General features: G+C 62.6%; 16 protein-coding genes. 8 read left to right on the forward strand and 8 right to left on the reverse strand.

What is annotated here, in order from left to right; translation table 11 throughout:
- Positions 1-46: 46 nt before the first annotated feature.
- Together ACFOJ9_RS28590 and ACFOJ9_RS28595 are read right to left on the reverse strand one after the other, a co-directional pair.
- Complete coding sequence (locus ACFOJ9_RS28590; protein ID WP_378983796.1) at positions 47-685, reverse strand: NrsF family protein; 639 nt, start codon at positions 683-685, stop codon at positions 47-49.
- Position 686: 1 nt separating this feature from the next.
- Entirely contained in the window at positions 687-1,229 is a 543-nt protein-coding gene (locus tag ACFOJ9_RS28595; protein WP_378988106.1) for a sigma-70 family RNA polymerase sigma factor, read from the reverse strand.
- Between the two features lie 259 nt (positions 1,230-1,488).
- On the opposite strand from ACFOJ9_RS28595, the gene ACFOJ9_RS28600 reads away from it, so the two are divergent.
- The 6 genes from ACFOJ9_RS28600 to ACFOJ9_RS28625 all read left to right on the forward strand — a co-directional run bounded on the left by ACFOJ9_RS28600 (position 1,489) and on the right by ACFOJ9_RS28625 (position 9,916).
- Positions 1,489-2,496, forward strand: a complete 1,008-nt coding sequence (locus ACFOJ9_RS28600) for an iron ABC transporter substrate-binding protein (RefSeq protein ID WP_378983799.1) — start codon at positions 1,489-1,491, stop codon at positions 2,494-2,496.
- A 173-nt stretch (positions 2,497-2,669) separates the two neighbouring features.
- Complete coding sequence (locus ACFOJ9_RS28605; RefSeq protein WP_378988109.1) at positions 2,670-4,250, forward strand: ABC transporter permease; 1,581 nt, start codon at positions 2,670-2,672, stop codon at positions 4,248-4,250.
- A complete protein-coding gene (locus tag ACFOJ9_RS28610; protein ID WP_378983801.1) occupies positions 4,247-5,329 on the forward strand; it encodes an ABC transporter ATP-binding protein in 1,083 nt (360 codons plus the stop codon). The genes ACFOJ9_RS28605 and ACFOJ9_RS28610 overlap by 4 nt, the downstream gene beginning before the upstream one ends.
- A gap of 190 nt (positions 5,330-5,519) precedes the next feature.
- Complete coding sequence (locus ACFOJ9_RS28615) at positions 5,520-6,548, forward strand: ABC transporter substrate-binding protein (protein WP_378983804.1); 1,029 nt, start codon at positions 5,520-5,522, stop codon at positions 6,546-6,548.
- A 3-nt stretch (positions 6,549-6,551) separates the two neighbouring features.
- On the forward strand, positions 6,552-8,840 hold the full coding sequence (locus tag ACFOJ9_RS28620) for an ABC transporter permease (protein ID WP_378983807.1): 2,289 nt from the start codon (positions 6,552-6,554) through the stop codon (positions 8,838-8,840).
- On the forward strand, positions 8,840-9,916 hold the full coding sequence (locus ACFOJ9_RS28625) for an ABC transporter ATP-binding protein (RefSeq protein WP_378983809.1): 1,077 nt from the start codon (positions 8,840-8,842) through the stop codon (positions 9,914-9,916). The genes ACFOJ9_RS28620 and ACFOJ9_RS28625 overlap by 1 nt, the downstream gene beginning before the upstream one ends.
- Here the strand turns inward: ACFOJ9_RS28625 and ACFOJ9_RS28630 are convergent.
- From ACFOJ9_RS28630 to ugpB, 5 genes are all read right to left on the reverse strand, one after another.
- On the reverse strand, positions 9,906-10,700 hold the full coding sequence (locus ACFOJ9_RS28630) for an inositol monophosphatase family protein (protein WP_378983811.1): 795 nt from the start codon (positions 10,698-10,700) through the stop codon (positions 9,906-9,908). The two genes, ACFOJ9_RS28625 and ACFOJ9_RS28630, sit on opposite strands and share 11 nt — an antisense overlap.
- Before the next feature lie 171 nt (positions 10,701-10,871).
- Complete coding sequence (locus tag ACFOJ9_RS28635) at positions 10,872-11,939, reverse strand: sn-glycerol-3-phosphate import ATP-binding protein UgpC (RefSeq protein ID WP_378983813.1); 1,068 nt, start codon at positions 11,937-11,939, stop codon at positions 10,872-10,874.
- Between the two features lie 7 nt (positions 11,940-11,946).
- Positions 11,947-12,795, reverse strand: a complete 849-nt coding sequence (gene ugpE / locus ACFOJ9_RS28640) for a sn-glycerol-3-phosphate ABC transporter permease UgpE (protein WP_378983815.1) — start codon at positions 12,793-12,795, stop codon at positions 11,947-11,949.
- An 8-nt stretch (positions 12,796-12,803) separates the two neighbouring features.
- Positions 12,804-13,688 carry a sn-glycerol-3-phosphate ABC transporter permease UgpA gene (gene ugpA, locus ACFOJ9_RS28645; RefSeq protein ID WP_378983818.1) on the reverse strand — a complete coding sequence of 295 codons (885 nt, stop codon included), beginning with the start codon at positions 13,686-13,688 and terminating at the stop codon, positions 12,804-12,806.
- A gap of 195 nt (positions 13,689-13,883) precedes the next feature.
- Positions 13,884-15,194 (reverse strand): sn-glycerol-3-phosphate ABC transporter substrate-binding protein UgpB, encoded by a 1,311-nt coding sequence (ugpB, locus tag ACFOJ9_RS28650; RefSeq protein WP_378983820.1) that lies wholly within the window; start codon positions 15,192-15,194, stop codon positions 13,884-13,886.
- 351 nt (positions 15,195-15,545) lie between these two features.
- Here ugpB and ACFOJ9_RS28655 point away from each other — a divergent pair, with 351 nt between their 5' ends.
- A complete protein-coding gene (locus tag ACFOJ9_RS28655) occupies positions 15,546-17,984 on the forward strand; it encodes a bifunctional diguanylate cyclase/phosphodiesterase (protein ID WP_378983822.1) in 2,439 nt (812 codons plus the stop codon).
- Between the two features lie 41 nt (positions 17,985-18,025).
- Here the strand turns inward: ACFOJ9_RS28655 and tlpA are convergent, their stop codons facing one another.
- Positions 18,026-18,715 carry a thiol:disulfide interchange protein TlpA gene (gene tlpA, locus ACFOJ9_RS28660; protein WP_378983825.1) on the reverse strand — a complete coding sequence of 230 codons (690 nt, stop codon included), beginning with the start codon at positions 18,713-18,715 and terminating at the stop codon, positions 18,026-18,028.
- A 35-nt stretch (positions 18,716-18,750) separates the two neighbouring features.
- Here tlpA and argH point away from each other — a divergent pair, with 35 nt between their 5' ends.
- Complete coding sequence (gene argH / locus ACFOJ9_RS28665) at positions 18,751-20,151, forward strand: argininosuccinate lyase (protein WP_378983827.1); 1,401 nt, start codon at positions 18,751-18,753, stop codon at positions 20,149-20,151.
- Positions 20,152-20,208 lie beyond the last annotated feature (57 nt).

A 20,208-nucleotide genomic window follows, 5' to 3' on the forward strand; every position in this document is an offset into this window, starting at 1 on the left:
GCATGATTAAGGATCGGTGTGCATGGGTCGCGATCGTGGTGGAACGCTACCAGCGCACGAAAAACCGTCCGCCGAGCGCGCCAAGCAACGCGAGCGCTGCGATCGCTATGGTGTACCAGGTGGCGACGAAAAGCGGCGAATCGTCGAAGCAATGCGCGGCATAGAAGGTCGCCGCCAGCCCGCCGGCGAGCAGGCCTGCCACCGCGCCGGCAAGCACCGGCCGTGTCGGCGCGCCGTAGCGCAGCATCCACAGGAAGATGGCAAGCGGACCGAGGCCGATCAGCGGGATAAAACCCATACAGATCATCATGTTGTTGCCGACCATCCTTGTACCCCACAGCGCCTCTGGCACCATAAAAAGCTCCAGAACCACCGCCACGGCTACCAGCACCGGCGCCGCGGCCATCCAGGCCATTGCCCGGCCCGTCGAGGCACCCGGCGTCGACAGGGCGCGGACCAGGGCAAAGGCGCTGACGGCAAGCACGATGGTGAAGACGAATTTGGAGAGGAAGCGCATCGTGTACGCGGCCGCCATGAAGTCCGGACGCGGGCCGATGGTCAGCAGGAAAACGACGGCCGCGATCACCGCTGCCGCACCGGCGGCCATCCACCAGGCCGATTGCAGCGGCATCGCCTTGCTGCTTGCATCGGCGTCCAGCGCCTTGATGAGATCGTCCGTCCTCATGTCATTCCCGCCCCTGCCCAAATCGCCTGGCTATCGCGGCAAGTCCCCGATGCAGCGACACACGCACCGCCGTCTCGCTGATGCCGAACTTTGCCGCCGTCTCCCCGATTGACCGCCCTTCCACCGACACGGCCGAGACCACGGAGCGCTGTGCCGGCGACAGGCCGTCCAATGCCCGGTTGATGTCGCGCTCGCTGACGGTCTCGGTTTCCGGTTCGGCGAACGTCTCGGCGATATCGTCGACATCGATCTCGATGCGCCGTCCGCGTCGCCGGAACGCGTCGATCAGCTTGAAGCGGGCGATCGCATAGACCCACGGCAACACCGGCGCATCCTGGCGCCAGGTATGCCGTTTCACATGAATGGCCAGCAAGGTTTCCTGCACGACATCCTCGGGATCGACCCCGCCCTGCACGATCTTGCGCCGGACAAAACCGCGGACCAGCGCGGCAATCCGGTGCAGAAAGTCGGCGTAAGCCCTTTCATCTCCCGCGATCGCGGCCCGCATCAGCCGGGAAAGCTCGGCCTCATCCTTGCCGCTCACAAGAGTTACTCCCCCGATTTTCGCGTCTCGGCGCTGATTTGTTACGTGGCCGGCGAAATAATGTCCAAGCCAAACTATCGGCAAATCGCGAAAGTTTGCGGCCCGCCGAGCCGTGAGCATCAGGCGGAATTGTCCGTCCGGCACCAACCTTTGCACTTCAGCGACCGATTGAAGCACATCAACAATGTTGACTACTGATGTCAGGTATCGATAGGTGCAGCCGTGACAGACCGAAGCCCCCGAGATCGAGGACAATGCTATGAAATATGCTCTTTCCACCCTCGTCGGCGCCACCGCGCTGGCAATCAGCCTGATCGGCAGCCCGGCGATGGCCGAGGATGCCGGCATCATTGTCTACAACGCCCAGCATGAAACCCTGACCAAGGCGTGGGCCGAAGGCTTCACCAAGGAAACGGGCATCAAAGTCACGGTGCGCAATGGCGGCGACAGCGACTTCTCCAACCAGATCGTCGCCGAGGGTACGTCTTCGCCCGCCGACGTGTTCCTGACGGAAAACTCACCGGCCATGGCGCTGGTCGAGAGCGCCGGCCTGTTCGCGCCGGTCGATGCCGACACGCTGGCACAGGTTCCCCAGGACTATCAGCCGGCCAGCGGCAAATGGGTCGGCGTCGCCGCGCGCAGCACGGTCTTTGCTTACAACAAGACCAAGCTGACCGCCGACCAGCTGCCCAAGTCGATGCTTGACCTCGCCGATCCGAGCTGGAAGGGCCGTTGGGCCGCCTCCCCGTCGGGCGCCGACTTCCAGGCCATCGTCAGCGCGCTGCTGCAGCTCGAGGGCGAGGCCGCCACGGCGGACTGGCTGAAGGCGATGAAAACCAATTTCACCGCCTACAAGGGCAACAGCATGGTGATGAAGGCGGTCAATGCCGGTGAGATCGAGGGCGGCGTGATCTACCATTATTACTACTTCGGCGATCAGGCCAAGACCGGTGAAAACAGCAAGAATGTCGAGCTGCACTATTTCAAGAACCAGGATCCGGGCGCCTTCGTCTCGATCTCCGGCGGCGGCGTGCTGGCCTCGAGCAAGCATCCGAAGGAAGCCCAGGCCTTCCTGAAATGGGTGACCGGCAAGGGCGGCCAGGACGTGCTGAAGACCGGCGATTCCTTCGAATACGCGGTCGGCAAGGGTGCCGAGTCCAACCCGAAGCTGGTGCCGCTCGCCGATCTGCAGGCGCCGAAGGTCGATGCAACGACGCTCAACTCCAAGAAGGTCACCGACCTGATGACGGCAGCCGGCTTGCTTTAGTTGCCATTCGTCCTAAAAGGACAACCGACCACGCTCCCGCGGGACTTCGCCTTCCGCGGGAGTGATTTGTTTTTCGAGATGGCATTCGTCGATGACGACACGCTGTGTTCCCGACCGCGATCGCGGTCCTTCAATTGCTGCCGCTGGACGGCAACGGCACGGCGTCTGACCTGATGCAGTCTGCGGTCGATCTCGCGCGCTCGGGCCTGCCTTCGGGCACAGGCCGAAGGGCTCGGCGACGTGCACCGCTTTGGCTGGTCATCGCCGCCATCTTCGTTGCGCTGCTGGCGCTGCTGCCGCTTGCCTTCATCATCTGGATCGCGGTGCAGACCGGCTGGGAAACCGTCTCGGCGCTGGTCTTCCGGCCGCGTGTCGGCGAGCTTCTGGTCAACACGGTCCTGCTGGTCGCGCTCTCCGTGCCGATCACCATCGTGCTGTCGGTTTCGCTGGCCTGGCTGACCGAGCGCAGCGACCTGCCGGGCGCCCGGCTCTGGGCCTGGCTGTGCGTGGCGCCGCTTGCCATCCCCGCTTTCGTGCACAGCTATGCCTGGATCACCATGGTGCCCGGGCTGCATGGCCTGTGGGCCGGCGTGCTGGTGTCCGTGATCGCCTATTTCCCGTTCCTGTATCTGCCGGTGTCGGCGGCGTTGCGCCGTCTCGATCCCGCCCTGGAGGACGCCGCCGCCGCACTCGGCCTTGGGCCCCGGCGCGTGTTCTGGCGCGTCGTGCTGCCGCAACTGCGGCTCGCCATCTGCGGCGGCTCGCTGCTGGTCGGGCTGCACCTGCTCGCCGAATATGGCCTCTATGTCTTCATCCGCTTCGACACCTTCACCACGGCGATCGTCGACCAGTTCCAGTCGACCTTCAACGGACCGGCTGCCAACATGCTGGCCGGCGTGCTGGTGAGCTGCTGCTTCGTGCTGCTCGGCCTTGAAGTTTTGGTGCGCGGCGAGGAGCGCTATGCCCGTGTCGGCTCCGGCGCCGCACGCTATCAGCAGCGCACGAGCCTTGGACGCGCCACCATCCCAAGCCTGCTCTTGCTTGTCGTCACCACGCTGCTGGCGCTTGGCGTACCGTTCGTCACCATCGGCGGCTGGCTTGCCGCCGGCGGCGCGGCTGTCTGGCGCCTCGACGAGATCGGCCTGGCGCTTGGCCAGACCCTGTTCCTGGCACTCGCCGGCGCATTGCTCGCCACTGTCGCCGCAATGCCGATGGCCTGGATCTCGATCCGCGCACCGGGGCCATTGCAGCGTCTTCTGGAGGGCTGCAACTACATCGTCGGCTCGCTGCCGGGGGTCGTCATCGCGCTGGCGCTGGTAACCATCACCGTGCGCATCGCGCTGCCACTCTACCAGACGCTGTTCACCATCCTGGCGGCCTATGCGCTGATGTTCCTGCCGCGCGCGCTGGTCAGCCTGCGGGCGTCGATCGCGCAGGCGCCGGTCGAGCTCGAACGCGCCGCTTCCAGCCTCGGCCGGGCGCCGCTGCAGGCACTGTGGTCGACGACGATCCGTCTGTCGGCGCCAGGTGCCGCGGCCGGTATGGCGCTGGTGGCCCTCGGCATCATGAACGAACTGACCGCCACCCAGATGCTGGCACCGAACGGCACCCGCACGCTGGCGATGGCGTTCTGGTCCTATAGCGGCGAGATTGATTATGCCTCGGCGGCGCCTTACGCCTTCATCATGGTGGCGATGTCGCTGCCCTTGACCTGGCTGCTCTATGTCCAGTCGAAACGGATGGCCGGACGATGAGCTTTCTCGAAATCAGCGGCCTGCACAAGCATTACGGCCCGGTGGCCGCACTTGCCGGTGTCGATCTGAACGTCACCAGCGGCAGCCGCACGGCAATTGTCGGCCCGTCCGGCTGCGGCAAGACGACCTTGCTGCGGCTGATCGCCGGATTCGAGGCCCCGGACCAGGGCCGCATCACGCTTGACGGCGAGGTGCTGGCCAATGGCGGCGCGGCGGTGCCGGCATATCGTCGAGGCATCGGCGTGGTAGCGCAGGACGGCGCGCTGTTCCCGCATCTGACCATTGGCGACAATATCGGTTTCGGCATGGGCCGCGGCGAGGACAAGCGCACCGAGCGCATCGTCGAGCTCGCCTATATCGTCGGGCTCGACAAGGGGATCCTCAAACGTCGCCCGCACGAGCTTTCCGGCGGCCAGCAGCAGCGTGTGGCGCTCGCCCGCGCCATGGCGATGAAACCCAGGCTGATGCTTCTCGACGAGCCGTTCTCGGCTCTGGACACCGGCCTGCGCGCCTCTATGCGCAAGGCGGTGGCCGAGCTTCTGGAGGCTGCGGGCATCACCACCATCCTGGTGACGCACGATCAGGCCGAAGCGCTGTCCTTCGCCAGCCAGGTCGCGGTGATGCGCGACGGCAAGTTCTCGCAAATCGGTACGCCGCGCGACCTCTATCTCAAGCCGAAGGACAGGATGATTGCCGAGTTCCTCGGCGACGCCATCATCCTGCCGGCAAAGATTTCAGATGGCTTCGCCAGCTCGCCGCTCGGCCGCATCGCGGTCGACAGCAATGACAGCCGCGATATTGCCCGCATCATGTTGCGGCCGGAGCAGATCGCCTTGAAGAGAACATCGCGCGAAGGCATGTCGGGCACTCCTGACATGCTGTTCGGCGAGGTGACGGAATCGGAATTCGCCGGCTCGATGTGCACGATCGCGGTGCGGCTTCTGAACAGCGCCGATCCGCCCGACGCGGCCGCGATCGGCAACACGCCGCTGGTCCTGCACAAGCCGGGCATGGACGCGCCCGCCGTCGGCGAGATCGTCCGGCTGACCGTATCGGGAAAGGCGCATGTCTTCGCCTGAACGGTCTGAACGACGCGACGGCGTCGTTGTGTACAGGCCCTCCGGTGGCAGCGACGCCGCATGAAACAACCAGTCAAATGCATCAAATTCGCCAGGCCTTGGGAACAAAATTGCCGAGCGACCTTACAACTTGTATTTTGCGCCTATCTGGGTTTCATAAGTCGGCAAATAACTTAGGGAGGTATTCAAAATGACAAGAAGGGCAATTCTTGGCGTCGGCATCCTTGCCGCCGGAATGTGGGTCGTGTCGTCATCGGCGTCCGCTGAAAGCCTGACTATGTATTGCGGCGTTGACGAGGTCTGGTGCCAACAGACGGCGCGGGCCTTCGAGGAAAAGACCGGCATCACCGTGAATATGACCCGCAAGAGCGCTGGCGAGATCTATGCGCAGCTACGCGCCGAGGCCGCCAATCCCAAGGGTGACATCTGGTGGGGCGGCACCGGCGACCCGCATCTGCAGGCGGCCGAGGAGGGCCTGACCGAGGAGTACAAGTCGCCACTGCTCGACCAGTTGCAGCCCTGGGCGATCAAGCAGGCGGAAACATCCGGCCACCGAACGGTCGGCATATATTCCGGCGCGCTGGGCTTCGGCTACAACAAGGATCTGCTGGCAACGAACAATCTGCCCGAGCCGAAATGCTGGGCCGATCTGATCAAGCCGGAGTACAAGGGGCAGATCCAGGTCGCCAACCCGAATTCCTCAGGTACCGCCTACAACATGCTGGCCACGATCGTGCAGCTGTTCGGCGAGGAGAAGGGTTTCGAGTACATGAAAGCCCTGCACAAGAACGTCAACCAGTACACCAAGTCGGGTTCGGCGCCGATCAAGGCCGCCGGGCTTGGCGAGACCACGATCGGCATCGTCTTCATCCACGACGCCGTATCGCAGGTTGTTGCCGGCTTTCCGATCGTTCCCGTCACCCCTTGCGAGGGAACCGGCTACGAGATCGGCTCGGAATCGATCATCAAGGGCGCCCGCAACATGGAAGCGGCGAAAAAATTCTACGATTGGGCGCTCGAGGCCGACGTCCAGTCCAAGGCACAGGACGCGGGGTCGTTCCAGGTTCCGTCGAACAAGGCTGCAAAAACCTCCGACAAGGCGCCTGACCTCTCGGCCATCAAGCTGATTGACTACGACTTCAAGAAGTATGGGTCGAGCGAAGAGCGCAAGCGCCTGCTGAAAAAGTGGGACGAAGAGGTTGCATCGTTGCCGCAATAGCAGATGCGCTTTCGCGAAACCCGCTGGTCACTTGAACCAACCGTCGTCCTTTGGATGGCGGTCGGATGGGTGGGGTTTGCTCTGCTGCCCTGGTACGGCATCGAGGATGGGTTCTTCGGCTTTTCTTGGCTGTTCGACGGCTACCCGTTCGACAGCCAATTCGCACCGGCGCTGGTTCTGGCCCTCAAGGGCGAGAAACTGTGGCTGGCGCCGCTCGGCTTCCTGCTGGCGACGCCGCTGCTTCTATGGAGCCGCAACAAATCCGATCCGTTTTTCGGCCGGCTGCTGATCATTGCCGGTGCCGCCGGTTTTGGCTGGCTTTTGTTCCAGGGCTTCGCCATCGGGCTGCATGGCTGGCGGTTCGCCTGGCTGACCAGCCTGTTCGGCGAGCTCGGCGACCGCCAGTTCGGCATGGGTTACGGCGCCCTGTTGGTCAGCGGCGCCTTTCTGTTCCTGCTCACCCTTGGCATTGCCGCGCGCGGTGCCGTCGGCGGCGACGTATTCGTCGTCAGTTCGATCGGCTTCGTCGTTGCGATGGTTTCGATCTTCATCTTCATGCCTATCCTGATGATGCTGGCCAACGCCCTGCAGACCAACGACGGCAGCTATTCGCTTGTCTCGTTCCTTGCCAAGCTATTCAGCTCGCGCCTGTGGAGCCTGGCTTGTCTCGCTGGCGGCAGCCGCTGCGGCGTGGCCTGGAACTCGCTGCTGCTCGCCGTGCTCGTCGGCCTGCTGACCATGTTTCTGGGGCTGGTGTTTGCACTTGTCGTGACACGCACGGGGTTCCGCCACGGCAAACTGCTGCGTGCGCTGACCGTATTGCCGATCATCACGCCGGCCTTCGTCATCGGCCTTGCCATCATCCTGCTGTTCGGACTGTCGGGCGCGGTAACACAGAGCGTCGCCGGCGTCTTCGGCATCCAGCCAACACGCTGGGTATATGGACTTCCCGGCCTGCTCATCGCCCAGGTTCTCGCCTTCACGCCGATCGCCTTCCTGGTTTTGATCGGCGTTGTCGAAGGCGTCAGCCCGTCCATGGAAGAGGCTTCGCAGACGCTCCGCGCCAGCCGCTGGCAGACCTTTTGGACCGTATCTTTGCCGCTGATGAGGCCAGGCCTCGCCAACGCCTTTCTGCTCGGCTTCATCGAAAGCATGGCCGATTTCGGCAATCCGTTGGTGCTGAGCGGCAATTACGACGTCCTGTCGACGGAAATCTTCTTCGCCATTGTCGGCGCACAGAACGATGCGGCACTTGCGGCGATCCTGGCGCTGGTGCTGCTAGGCTTCACGCTTGGCGCCTTTTACGCACAGCGCTTCTGGATCGGCAGGCGTTCCTATACCACCGTCACCGGCAAGGGCGACGCCGGCGTCCATCCGCGTCTGCCGGACGGCCTGACGCGTGCGCTCTATGTCATCGCCGGCCTGTGGACGGCGTTCACCGTTCTGGTCTACGCGGTCATCTTCTACGGCAGCTTTGTCAGGCTGTGGGGGGTCGATCAAAGCCTGACCCTGCAGCACTACAAGAAGGCGTTCGCCGTCGGCTGGAATGAATTCGGCATCCATTGGTCGGGGTCGGCGTGGAGTTCGTTCTGGACGACAATGGAGATCGCACTGATATCAGCGCCGCTGACCGCCGGCATAGGGCTTCTGACCGCCTATCTTCTAGTCCGCCAGAACTTCCGTGGCAAGAATGCCTTCGAATTCGCGACCATGCTGTCTTTCGCGATTCCAGGAACGGTCATTGGCGTCAGCTACATCATAGCCTTCAACGTGCCGCCGATCGAACTGACTGGAACCGGCATCATCCTCGTGCTGTCGTTCATCTTCCGCAACATGCCAGTCGGCGTACGCGCTGGCGTCGCCTCGATGTCGCAGATCGACCGCAGCCTGGATGAATCCTCGCTGACGCTTGGCGCCAACTCCTGGCAGACCTTCAGACGCGTCATTCTGCCATTGCTGAAATCGGCAATGCTGGCGGCGCTCGTCTATTCCTTCGTGCGCGCCATGACCGCGATCAGCGCCGTCATCTTCCTGGTCAGTGCGCGCTACGATCTTTCGACCAGCTATATCGTCGGACGTGTCGAGAACAATGAATACGGCATCGCTATCGCCTATTCGACGGTGCTGATCGTCGTCATGCTGGTCGTCATCGGCCTGATGCAACTGATCGTCGGCAGCCGCAATATCGGCCGGCGCGGTATCCAGAAAGGCGACGGCGGCTGGAGCGTGCGCACCAATGCCAGCCTGCCGGCAACGCCAGGCGGCCAGACGACAATTGCAGGAGCCGGGTGATGGCCGAAATTCGCGGCAACGCTGCCTCGGTGACCTTCGAGCATGTCACCAAGACGTATCCCGGCGCCACCACGCCGGCGGTCAACGACATTTCACTTGCGATCGAGGCCGGAAGGCTGGTGACGCTTCTCGGACCTTCCGGTTGCGGCAAGACGACCACGCTGCGTATGATCGCCGGCCTGGAGATGCCATCAAGCGGCCGTATCCTGATCGGCGGCGACGATGTCACCCGGCTGCCGGCCACCGACCGCGACGTGTCCATGGTTTTTCAGTCCTACGCACTGTTCCCGCATATGACGGTGATGGAGAATGTCTCCTATGGCCTGCGCTTCTCCGGCCATGACAAGAAGGAGGCGGCGTCCCGCGCCCGCGCCGGGCTGGAGCTGGTCGGCCTGACAGGGTTCGAGGCGCGTCTGCCCAGCGAACTGTCGGGTGGTCAGCAGCAGCGCGTGGCGGTGGCACGCGCGCTGGTGCTCGAACCGCAAGTGCTGCTGTTCGACGAGCCGCTCTCCAACCTCGACGCCAAGCTGCGCCGGCACGTGCGCGAGGAAATCAGGGAGATCCAGACCAAGCTCGGGCTGACTGTGGTCTATGTTACGCACGACCAGGAAGAGGCGCTGGCGGTTTCGGACCGCATCATCGTCATGAACAGGGCGGTGGTCGCGCAGGACGGTACGCCGCGCGAACTATACGATGCGCCTGCCAACGCTTTCGTTGCCGACTTCATCGGTGAAGCCAACATCCTGGATTGCGAGGTGGTTGCGGTGCAAGGGGACGAAGCGGCCGTCCGGCTTGGTACACTTGCCTTGAAACTGCCGGCGCGTGGCCACCAAGCAGGCCCCGCGAAGCTGGCCGTCCGTCCAAGCCGCATCGAGATTGGTCCGGCCGGTGCGCCGCAAACGATCGAGGGCACGCTCGCAAAGGTCACCTATGCCGGCAGCCATCTAGAACTGGTCGTTGCCACGGCGCTTGGCGACGTGTTCGTGTTGTCGCGCAATGTCGATGCGTCGTTTCAGGCGGGCGACAGTGTCGGCATCGGCTTTCCGGATCGCGGTCCGGTTCTGATCAAAGCTTGAAGGGTTCGACGCAGAGGTCGCGAATCTGGGCGAACACACCGTTGCCGGCGCAGATCACCAGCGTACCCTTCTCCAGAACGGTTCTCGGATCCGGCTTGACGATCGTGCCGCCGGCTTCTTCCACCAAAAGCATGCCGGCCAGGCAATCCCAGGCGTTCATGTGCTCTTCGACATAGCCGAGCAACCTGCCGGCAGCGACATAGGCGAGCATCAGCGCACCCGAAGCGTTGCGGAAAAACACGCCGCCTTCGGCAATCAGGGAGCGGATGAGCGTAGCGACATTTTGCATCTCGGCGCGGTTGGAGAAGCCGGTGCCGACGGAACCTTCGGTCAGGCTGGTGACGACGCTTGCCCTGATCGGCTTGCCATTGAGAAACGCACCACCGCCCTTGCGGCAATGGAAGGTCTCGCCTGTAGAGGGCTCGTGGATGACGCCAACGACGGTATCACCATCTTTGGCGCAGGCGATGACCACGCACCAGGCTGGAATGCCGCGCACGAAATTCGCAGTGCCGTCGATCGGATCGATCACCCAGACGTGCCCGGTCGACCCGGTGACCGAGGCATGTTCCTCTCCGACAATGCCGTCGTCCGGGTAGGCAGCTTTCATCGCCGCGCGGATGAACAGCTCGACCTCACGGTCGGCCTGCGAAACCATATCCTGATGGCCCTTGCTCTCGATGGTAAGGCTGTCGAGATCGCGAAAATATTTCAGGCCGAGCTCGCCGGCGCGCTGCGCGAGATCGATGGCGAAATGTTCGCGCACTGCGGTGTCGGGCGTCATGAGGTCCTTGGGACTGATAAAGGCTAAAGATAGTCTAGGTAGAGAAGCTTAACGGTCAAAACGAGGGTCTGCAAATGACTCGTGGGCCTGTCTGCCGGGCCACCTGTCAAGCGCCTCCCCTCTCTCTTGTTGCTGCCGTTGCGAAGGGGGTGCTTGTATTTTGGCCGCCGATTATCGTTCGAGCAAACGTCTTCCTGCCCCGTCGAACCAGTGGAGTTTCTCGGCCTTGGCCACGACGCGCAACTGGTCGCCGGGCTTGGCTGTTGCACGGCCGGCCACACGCACGACGATGCGGTTGCCGCCTGCCGCACAGTGAAGGAAGCTTTCGGCTCCCACCGGTTCGGCTGCCTCGACCATCGCCGGCAGGATGAGCGCGCCAGACGGTGCCCCGGCCCCGAAGGTGACGTCGGCATCTTCGGGGCGGAAGCCGAGCGTGACGGCGTTCGCAGGCGCAAATTCAATCGTCTTGCCATCAGCCAGCGCCGGACCAGCCGGCCCTTGCGAAAGAGGCAGAAGATTCATCGGCGGCGCGCCGATGAACGAGGCGACGAAGGTCGAGGCCGGCTTCTCGTAAATGTCGAGCGGCGCGCCCATCTGCTCGACCAGTCCGGCATTCATGACGACGAGGATGTCGGCCAGCGTCATCGCCTCAAGCTGGTCATGGGTGACGTAGACCGAGGTGACACCGAGCGAGCGCTGCAAATTCTTGATCTCGACCCGCATCTGGCCGCGCAATTTGGCATCGAGATTGGAGAGCGGCTCGTCGAACAGGAAAACTCTCGGGTTGCGCACGATGGCGCGACCCATGGCGACACGCTGGCGCTGGCCGCCGGAAAGCTCGCGCGGGCGTCGGTCGAGCAGCGCTGAAAGTTCCAGCACTTTCGCCGTCGCGCGGACCCGGCTGTCGATCTCGTCTTTCGGCGTGCCGCGGTTGCGCAACCCGTAGGCCATGTTGTCGTAGACCTTCATATGCGGATAGAGCGCATAATTCTGGAACACCATGGCGATGTCACGTTCGGTCGGGCCGATGGAGTTGACGATCTTGCCGTCGATCGCAACCGTTCCCGAGGAGATGGTTTCGAGCCCGGCGATCATCCTGAGCAGCGTGGACTTACCGCAACCGGATGGGCCGACCAGCACGCAGAGCTCCTTGTCGGGAACGGCGATGGAGACGCCCTTCACGGCCTCGAAGCCGCTAGGGTAGACCTTCTTCACATCCTTCAGATCGACGGTCGCCATCAGCTTCTCACTTTTCGGAATCGACCAGGCCGCGCACGAACCAGCGTTGCATCAGCACCACGACCAGGATCGGTGGCACGATGGCCAGCATCGCGGTGACCATGACCAGATGCCACTGGGTGTCGGCATCGGCGAAGGACACCATCTTCCTCAGCGCGATGACGATGGTGTTCATGTCGTTGCTGTTGGTGACGAGCAGCGGCCACAGATATTGCGTCCAGCCATAGATGAAGAGGATGACGAACAGCGCCGCGATGTTGGTGCGCGACAGCGGCAACAGGATATCGAAGAAGAACCGCCATGGCCCCGCACCGTCGACACGCGCGGCCTCCACCAGTTCGCCCGGAATGGTCATGAAGAACTGGCGGAACAACAGCGTTGCGGTGGCCGAGGCGATCAGCGGGATGATCAGGCCGGCATAAGTGTCGATCATGCCGAGATCGACCATCACCTTGTAGGTCGGCAGGATGCGCACCTCGACGGGAAGCATCAGGGTGATGAAGATCAGCCAGAAGAAGACCATGCGCAGCGGAAAACGGAAGAACACGATCGCATAGGCCGACAGGATCGAGATGAAAATCTTCCCCACCGCGATGCCGAGCGCCATGACCGTGGTGTTGAGCAGCAATCGACCGACACTGACGCCGCCGATGCGGCCGACACCGCCGAACAGTGCCTCGTTGTAATTGTTCCAGAACTGGTCGCCGGGCAAGAGCGGCAATGGCGGCTTGAGGATGGTTTGCAGCGTCTGCGTGGAGGCGACGAAGGTGTAGTAGATCGGGAAAGCGACGATCAGTATGCCGAGGATGAGCACGGCGTGGGCGATGACGGTGCGGAGCGGTGACTGGCCGATCATCGCTCGCCTCAGCCGTAGTGGACTTTGCGTTCCACATAGCGGAACTGGATGGCCGTGAGCGAGATGACGATGACCATCAGGATGACCGACTGCGCCGCCGAATCGCCGAGGATCAGATTGACGAAACCGTCATTGTAGACCTTGTAGACCAGCGTCTCGGTCGTTTTTCCCGGCCCGCCGCCGGTGACCGCATGGACGATGCCGAAGGTGTCGAACAGGGCATAGACGGTGTTGACGACCAGCAGGAAAAAGGTTGTCGGCGCAAGCAGCGGGAAGACGATGGTCCAGAAGCGCTTGGTCTCCCCGGCACCGTCCATGGCCGCCGCCTCGATCAGGGTTTTCGGCACCGCCTGCAGGCCGGCGACGAAGAACAGGAAATTGTAGCTGATCTGCTTCCAGGCAGCGGCCGACACCAGCAGGATCATGGCGTGGGTGCCGTTGAGCAGCGGATCCCAGGCGATGCCGAAACTTCTCAGCATATAAGCCAGCGACCCGATCGACGGGTTGAACAGGAACAGCCACAGCATACCGGCAATCGCCGGCGCCACTGCGTAAGGCCAGATCAACAGCGTGCGGTAGAGACCTTTGCCGCGCACCACCTTCTCTGCCATGACCGCAAGCAGGAGCGCCGCGCACATGGCGACAATAGCGGTCGCAAGGGAAAACACCACCGTGACCTTGATCGAGTTGAGGTAGGCTGGATCGGCAAGCACTTTCCTGAAATTGTCGAACCAAACGAACTTGGTCCTCAGTCCGAACGGATCCTGCCTGAGCATGGACTGGTAGAACGCCTGACCGGCCGGCCAGTAGAAAAAGACGAGCGTGATGGCAAGTTGCGGCGCCACCAGGAGATAGGGGAGAACCTTGTTGGGAAAGACGACGCGAGGGGTCAAGGAGCCACTCCGGGCTGGTTAGGCGGGCTGCACCATATGGTGCCGCTCTCTGTCAGGATGGCTTTGATGGACGTTTCAGATTCGGCAACATTAACAATTGGCGAAATTACTAAGGACAGCAAATCTCCCCTCTCCGGGGGAGATTCCTGACAGGACAGGTGGTCGCGCCGTAGAACAAGGACTTTTGCGCTCGCTTTAATTCCCCAGCGCTTCCTTGATCGCGGCATTGCCGCGCGTGACCGCATTGTCAAGCGCCTGCTGCGCCGTTTGCTGGCCGGCTAGCATCTTCTCGAACTCCTCGTTCTGGATATCGCGCACCTGCGGCAGGTTCGGCAGACGTACGCCCTTCGAATTGTCGGTCGGCGCCTTACCCGTCATTTGCAGGATCGGTGTCTCGCGACCGGTGTTCTTGTCATAGAAACCGGATTTCTTGGTCGCTTCGTAGGCGGCAAGCGTTACCGGCAGATAACCCGACTTCTGGTGCAGGTATTCTTGCACGTCGGTCTTCGATAGGTAGGCGAAGAAGGCCGCGACGCCCTTGTATTCCTCGTCGGATTTATCAGCGAAAACCCACAGGCTGGCGCCGCCCGGCGTTGTATTCTGCGGCGCGCCCTTGGCGTCGCTGTCATACGGCAATTGGCCGATGCCGTAATTCATGCCGGACTTGACGATATCGCCAAGACCGCCGGAGGATTCGGTCATGATCCCGCATTCGCCGGCGAGGAAGATCTGCTTGGCCTCGGAGGTGCGCCCGCCATATTTGAAGGTGCCGTCCTTGGCGAGGTCTGCGAGCGCCTGGAAGTGGTTGACGAAAATCGGCGCATTGATCTTGAGCTCGACATCGCCGCCGGCCAGACCGTTCTGCTGGGTGGCCCATGGCACATCATTCCACGCCGCGAAATTCTCCAGATGGATCCAGGTCAGCCAGGTCGAGGTGTAGCCGCAAGCGGCGGCGCCGCTCGCCTTGATCTTCTTGGCATCTTCCCACACCTCCTTCCAGGTCTTGGGCGGGCTGTCCACGTCGAGGCCAGCCTTCTGGAAGATGTCCTTGTTATAATAAAGGATCGGCGAGGAGGAGTTGTAGGGGAAGGACAGCATGGTGCCGTCCGGCTTCGAATAATAGCCGACGATGCCTGGCAGATACTGGCTCTTGTCGAAGGTCATTCCAGCGCTCGTCAGCACGTCGGCTGCCGGCTTGATGGCACCTTCGGCCGCCATCATCACGCCGGTGCCGACGTCGAACACCTGCATAATGTCGGGCGCCTGGCCGGCGCGGTAGGCGGCGATACCGGCATTCAGGGTCTCTGGATACGTGCCCTTGAACACCGGAACGAGCTCATAATCGCTCTGGCTGGCATTGAAATCTTTGGAAATCTTGTCGACGACCTCGGCATTGGCGCCAGTCATGGCGTGCCACCAGCTGATCTGCGTGACAGCAAAAGCGGAGGTGGTGGAAAGCAGCGTCAAGGTGGCGGCGACACCGGCCGCGAAGCCGAAGGGTTTCATGTTTCATCTCCCGTTTGTCATTGGCGAAAGGGGCACTCCCGCAAAGGCAATATGTGTCGCTCATGACAATCAGACAACGGTTTTGTTGCAGATCGACGAACTTCACCTCATGCTTCACGCCACGCTGGCCTTCGCGTGGAGGCGATGGAAAGCGATCGGGTTAGCCGGCTTAGCGAGACAACGAACGCGACAGGACTGGCAAACTGGCTTTCGGCCTGACAACCCTGATTGCAGCCGCTGCAACCCGAGGAGACACGCCAGGGTTGCAGGCGACTTTATCGATCCTTCAACGGCAAAGCGCTTACTCAATTCTGCTGCCTTGTTTATTTCCAATAGATCAGGTGAAATAAGATGCTGACGGTCTACAATTGTATCGTCAACGAACACGATCTGAGACTGGTCGCACTCGCCGCGCTGATCTGCGGAATATCTTCTTTTTCTGCCGTCAACCTGCTTCACCACATCAGCCGCTCTACAGATCGGAACCGGCTTGTCTGGCTGATGATCGCGGCGATGTCGACTGGCTTCGGCATCTGGGCAACGCATTTCATCGCCATGCTCGCGTTCACGCCGGGCATAGCCAGTGCCTACGATCCGGCGCTCTCCGTGCTGTCGCTCGCCGCTTCGGTCGCGCTGACGGCGGCCGGCATGTGGATCGCCACCTTGCGGGACGAGTTCGATTATCATCTCGTCGGCGGCGCCGTCCTGGGCGGCGGTATCGGAGCCATGCACTACATCGGCATGGCGGCATTCGAAGTCCAGGGCCGGATCGAATGGAACCTGTTGCTTGTCGCCGTTTCCCTGCTGGCCGGCGTAACGCTTGGCGCGCTCGCACTGCGTGTCGTCCTGCGCCGCCCCTCCCTGCGGGCGACATCCGTCGGCGCGGTGCTGCTGACGCTGGCGATCTGTACCCTGCATTTCATCGGCATGGGTGCCGTCTCGATCTTTCCCGATTCCTCGATCGACATATCCGAGTACACGATCGAGCCGACCTCGCAGGCTTTCGCGGCCGCGGCCGCCACGCTGGTGATCCTGGTGCTGTCGGCATCGGCGCTGTGGATCGATTTGCGCTTCCGGCGCCAGAAGCTCGAGGTCGACCGTATGCACGGCCTGGCCAACGCCGCCGTGGAGGGCCTGATCGTCTGCGACGGCAACCGCATCATCAGCGCCAATGACAGCATTGCGAGGCTGACAGGCATGGCAACCGCCATTCTGAACGGAATGCAGCTTGGCGATCTCTTCGGGTCCGACATGTCCGGCTTCGGCGAACAGCCGCAGGAGGTCGAACTGAGGGGCCGCGATGGCACAAGCATTCCTGTCGAGCTGATCGCCAGGAGCATCGACTATTGTGGCAAGCCTCACAACGTGGTTGCGGTCCGCGACATTCGCGAGCGCAAGAAGGCGGAACAGGAGATCCTGCGCCTTGCCCATTTCGATCCATTGACCGGACTGGCCAATCGCCGCAGCTTTTCCGGCCGGCTGGAGGCGGAAATTGCTGCGATGGGCCGGGCCAGGAAAGGCGGCCACCTTGCGCTTCTGCTGCTCGATCTCGACCGCTTCAAGGAGGTCAACGACCTGTACGGGCACGGCGCTGGCGACGCCATGCTACAGAAGGTTGCGCATTGCGTCACCGGCGTCCTTCGTCAGGGACAGATGGTGGCGCGGCTGGGCGGCGACGAATTCGCCATCATCGCCCCGAACCTGACCGACCCGTTGGAGGCCGGCCGTATCGCCAACGCCGTGCTGACCGTCATGCGTGAGGAAAACCGGCTCTCGGTCGGCGGCGGCCTTGTGTCGGCCAGCATTGGCATTGCGCTTTATCCATCGGATGCCGAAAACCAGGCCAGCCTGATAAGCCACGCCGATACGGCCCTCTACCGGGCCAAGACCGAAGGCAAGGACACCTACCGCTATTTCGAGGCCTCGATGGGGGCCGAGGCCCGCGACAAACGCGTGATGGAGCACGAACTGCGCCAGGCGGTCGCTCGCGAGGAGTTCTACCTCGTCTACCAACCGCAGAAGGAGATCAGCAGCGGAAAGATGGTGGGCTTCGAAGCGCTGGTCCGGTGGCGGCATCCGACGCGCGGCGACGTGCCCCCGGGCATATTCATCCCGGTGGCCGAAGACAGCGGAGCCATTGGCCAGATTGGCGAATGGGTGCTGACGGCGGCCTGCGAGGAAGCCGCCCGTTGGCAAAATCCGCTGACGGTGGCCGTCAACGTTTCGGCGGTGCAGCTTCACAATCCGAATTTCAGCCGCAAGGTCCACGAAACACTGCTGAATTCAGGCCTGGCGCCCAGCAGGCTCGAACTTGAGATCACCGAGACGGCGCTTGTGAAGGACATGCCGCGCGCGCTGGCGACCTTGCGGCAGGTCAAGGCGCTGGGCGTACGCGTGGCCATGGATGATTTCGGAACCGGCTATTCCTCGCTTTCCAACCTGCGCGCCTTCCCCTTCGACAAGATCAAGATCGATGGCTCCTTCATCAAGTCCGTCGACAAGAATGGCCAGGTCGCGGCGATCGTGCGCGCCGTTCTGGGACTTGGACGCGGCCTCGGCCTGCCGGTTCTGGCCGAGGGTGTCGAGACGCTCGGCGAACTGAAATTCCTGGACGCCGAAGCCTGCGAGATCGGCCAGGGCTACTATATCGGCAGGCCAGCTCTCATCGAGGAATTCGGCGACCTGACCGGTGTCGTCGCACCCACTGGCAGCAGCAAACCCGCCAGCTTGCGCGACAGAAGCGTTCTGGGCTTCGCACCCGCGCCCGCACTCGGTCTGAATCGAGCCTGACCGCCCGAAAGGGCGTAGCGGTTCGGGACAACGAGGCGCTTTTAGAGGCTTTCGGGCTTGAGCGCGGTCTCGACCAGCCGCCTGGCATCCTGCCCCGACCATTCGGCCGGGCCGTTCATATGGGCGATCAAGCAGCCTTCGCCGTCGATCAGCATGGTGACGGGAAGGCCAAGCGCCAGGCCGCGCGTCTTGAGGTCGTTGAACAGCGCCATCGTCGAATCCCTGAAATAGCCGAGCGTCTCGACGCCGGTATCGCTGAGGAACTTCTTCGGCTTCACATCGTCGCCGGCATCGACATTGACGGCGACCACCTGAAAGGCGTCGCTGCCCTTTTCCTTCTGCAGCGCATCGAGCGCCGGCATTTCGGCGCGGCACGGCGCGCACCATGTCGCCCACAGATTGAGCAGCACCGTCTTGCCGGCATGATCGGCAAGCGTCATCGGCTTGCCGTCCGGGCCATTGAAGGCAAGGCTCTTCAAGGATTGCGGCGGATCGGCCGGTAAAAGTGCCGCGACCTCACCGGTGGCCGAGGCCGCGACCTTCTTGGCGCGGTCGCTCTTGGCCGCGCAGGCGACGTCGTCCTTGCTCTCGCCGACGGCAGCTTGTGCCGGTGCATTGTTGCCAGACCGGCTCTCGCTGACATATACCGCGACCGCGCCGGCCACCGCGCCCGCCACCAAGGCGGCGAGGATCAGGCGCGGGGCCGGGAAGAATCTATTACCGTCTGCCATTTTCTCAAAACTGCTCCGAAGCACGGGTTATAGCGATGAGCGACAAGAAGACCAGCAACCAGATGTGGGGCGGACGTTTTGCCTCGGGTCCGGCCGCGATCATGGAAGCGATCAACGCGTCGATCTCGTTCGACCGCAAACTCTATGCGCAGGACATCAAAGGCTCGATCGCCCATAGCGAGATGCTGGCGCAAACGGGCATTATTTCGGCAGCCGATCAAGAAAAAATCGCTCACGGGCTGAACACGATCCTGAAAGAGATCGAGGCCGGCAGCTTCGAGTTCTCGACCCGGCTCGAAGACATCCACATGAACATCGAGGCACGCCTTGCCGACCTGATCGGCTCGGCGGCCGGCCGGCTGCACACAGCCCGCTCGCGCAACGACCAGGTCGCGGTCGACCTGAGGCTGTGGGTGAAGGACGAGTGCTTCCGCGTCGCCGAGGCGTTGAAAGGGCTGATCAAGGCGCTGCTCGAGCGGGCCGAGGAGCATGCGGCGACGGTGATGCCGGGCTTCACCCATATGCAGGCGGCGCAACCGGTGACCTTCGGCCATCACTGCATGGCTTATGTCGAAATGTTTTCGCGTGACCTGTCGCGTGTGCGCGATGCGATCGGGCGGATGGACGAAAGCCCGCTCGGTGCCGCGGCGCTCGCCGGCACCAGCTTCCCGATCGACCGCCACCAGACCGCCAAGGCGCTCGGCTTCCGCGAGCCGATGCGCAATTCGCTCGATAGCGTTTCGGACCGCGATTTCGCGCTCGAGTTCCTCGCTCTTGCGGCGATCTGCGCCACGCATTTGTCGCGGCTGGCCGAAGAGATCATCATCTGGTCGACGCCGCAATTCGGCTTCGTCAGGCTGTCGGACTCGTTTTCAACCGGCTCCTCGATCATGCCACAAAAGAAAAACCCCGATGCCGCCGAGCTGGTGCGCGGCAAGACCGGCCGCGTCACCGGCCATCTGGTCGGCCTGCTGACGGTGATGAAGGGCATGCCTTTGACCTATGGCAAGGACATGCAGGAAGACAAGGAATCGGTATTCGATGCCGCCGAGACGCTCGACCTGATGCTGGCGGCGATGACCGGCATGGTCTCGGACATGACGGTCAACGCGGCCGCGATGAAGAAGGCAGCCGGCTCCGGCCACGCGACAGCGACCGACCTTGCCGACTGGCTGGTGCGCACGCTCGGCCTGCCGTTCCGCGAGGCGCATCATGTCACCGGCCGGGCGGTGGCGCTGGCCGAAGACAAGAAGGTGGGGCTGGACAAGCTTTCGCTGGAGGACCTGCAGTCGATCAATCTCGGCATCACGGCCGACATATTTTCGGTGCTGGCGGTGCAGAACTCGGTCAAGAGCCGCACCAGTTTCGGCGGCACCGCGCCGTCGGAAGTGAGGAAGCAGATCCGCGCCTGGAAAAAGCGGCTGGCGAAAGCGTGATGCCGGATATTGCAACCAGCAATATCCGGGGTGCAATGCGCTGAGAACTCGGCTAAA

Origin of the sequence: Mesorhizobium cantuariense (genome assembly GCF_042647205.1) — a bacterium.
GTDB classification, from domain to species: domain Bacteria; phylum Pseudomonadota; class Alphaproteobacteria; order Rhizobiales; family Rhizobiaceae; genus Mesorhizobium; species Mesorhizobium cantuariense.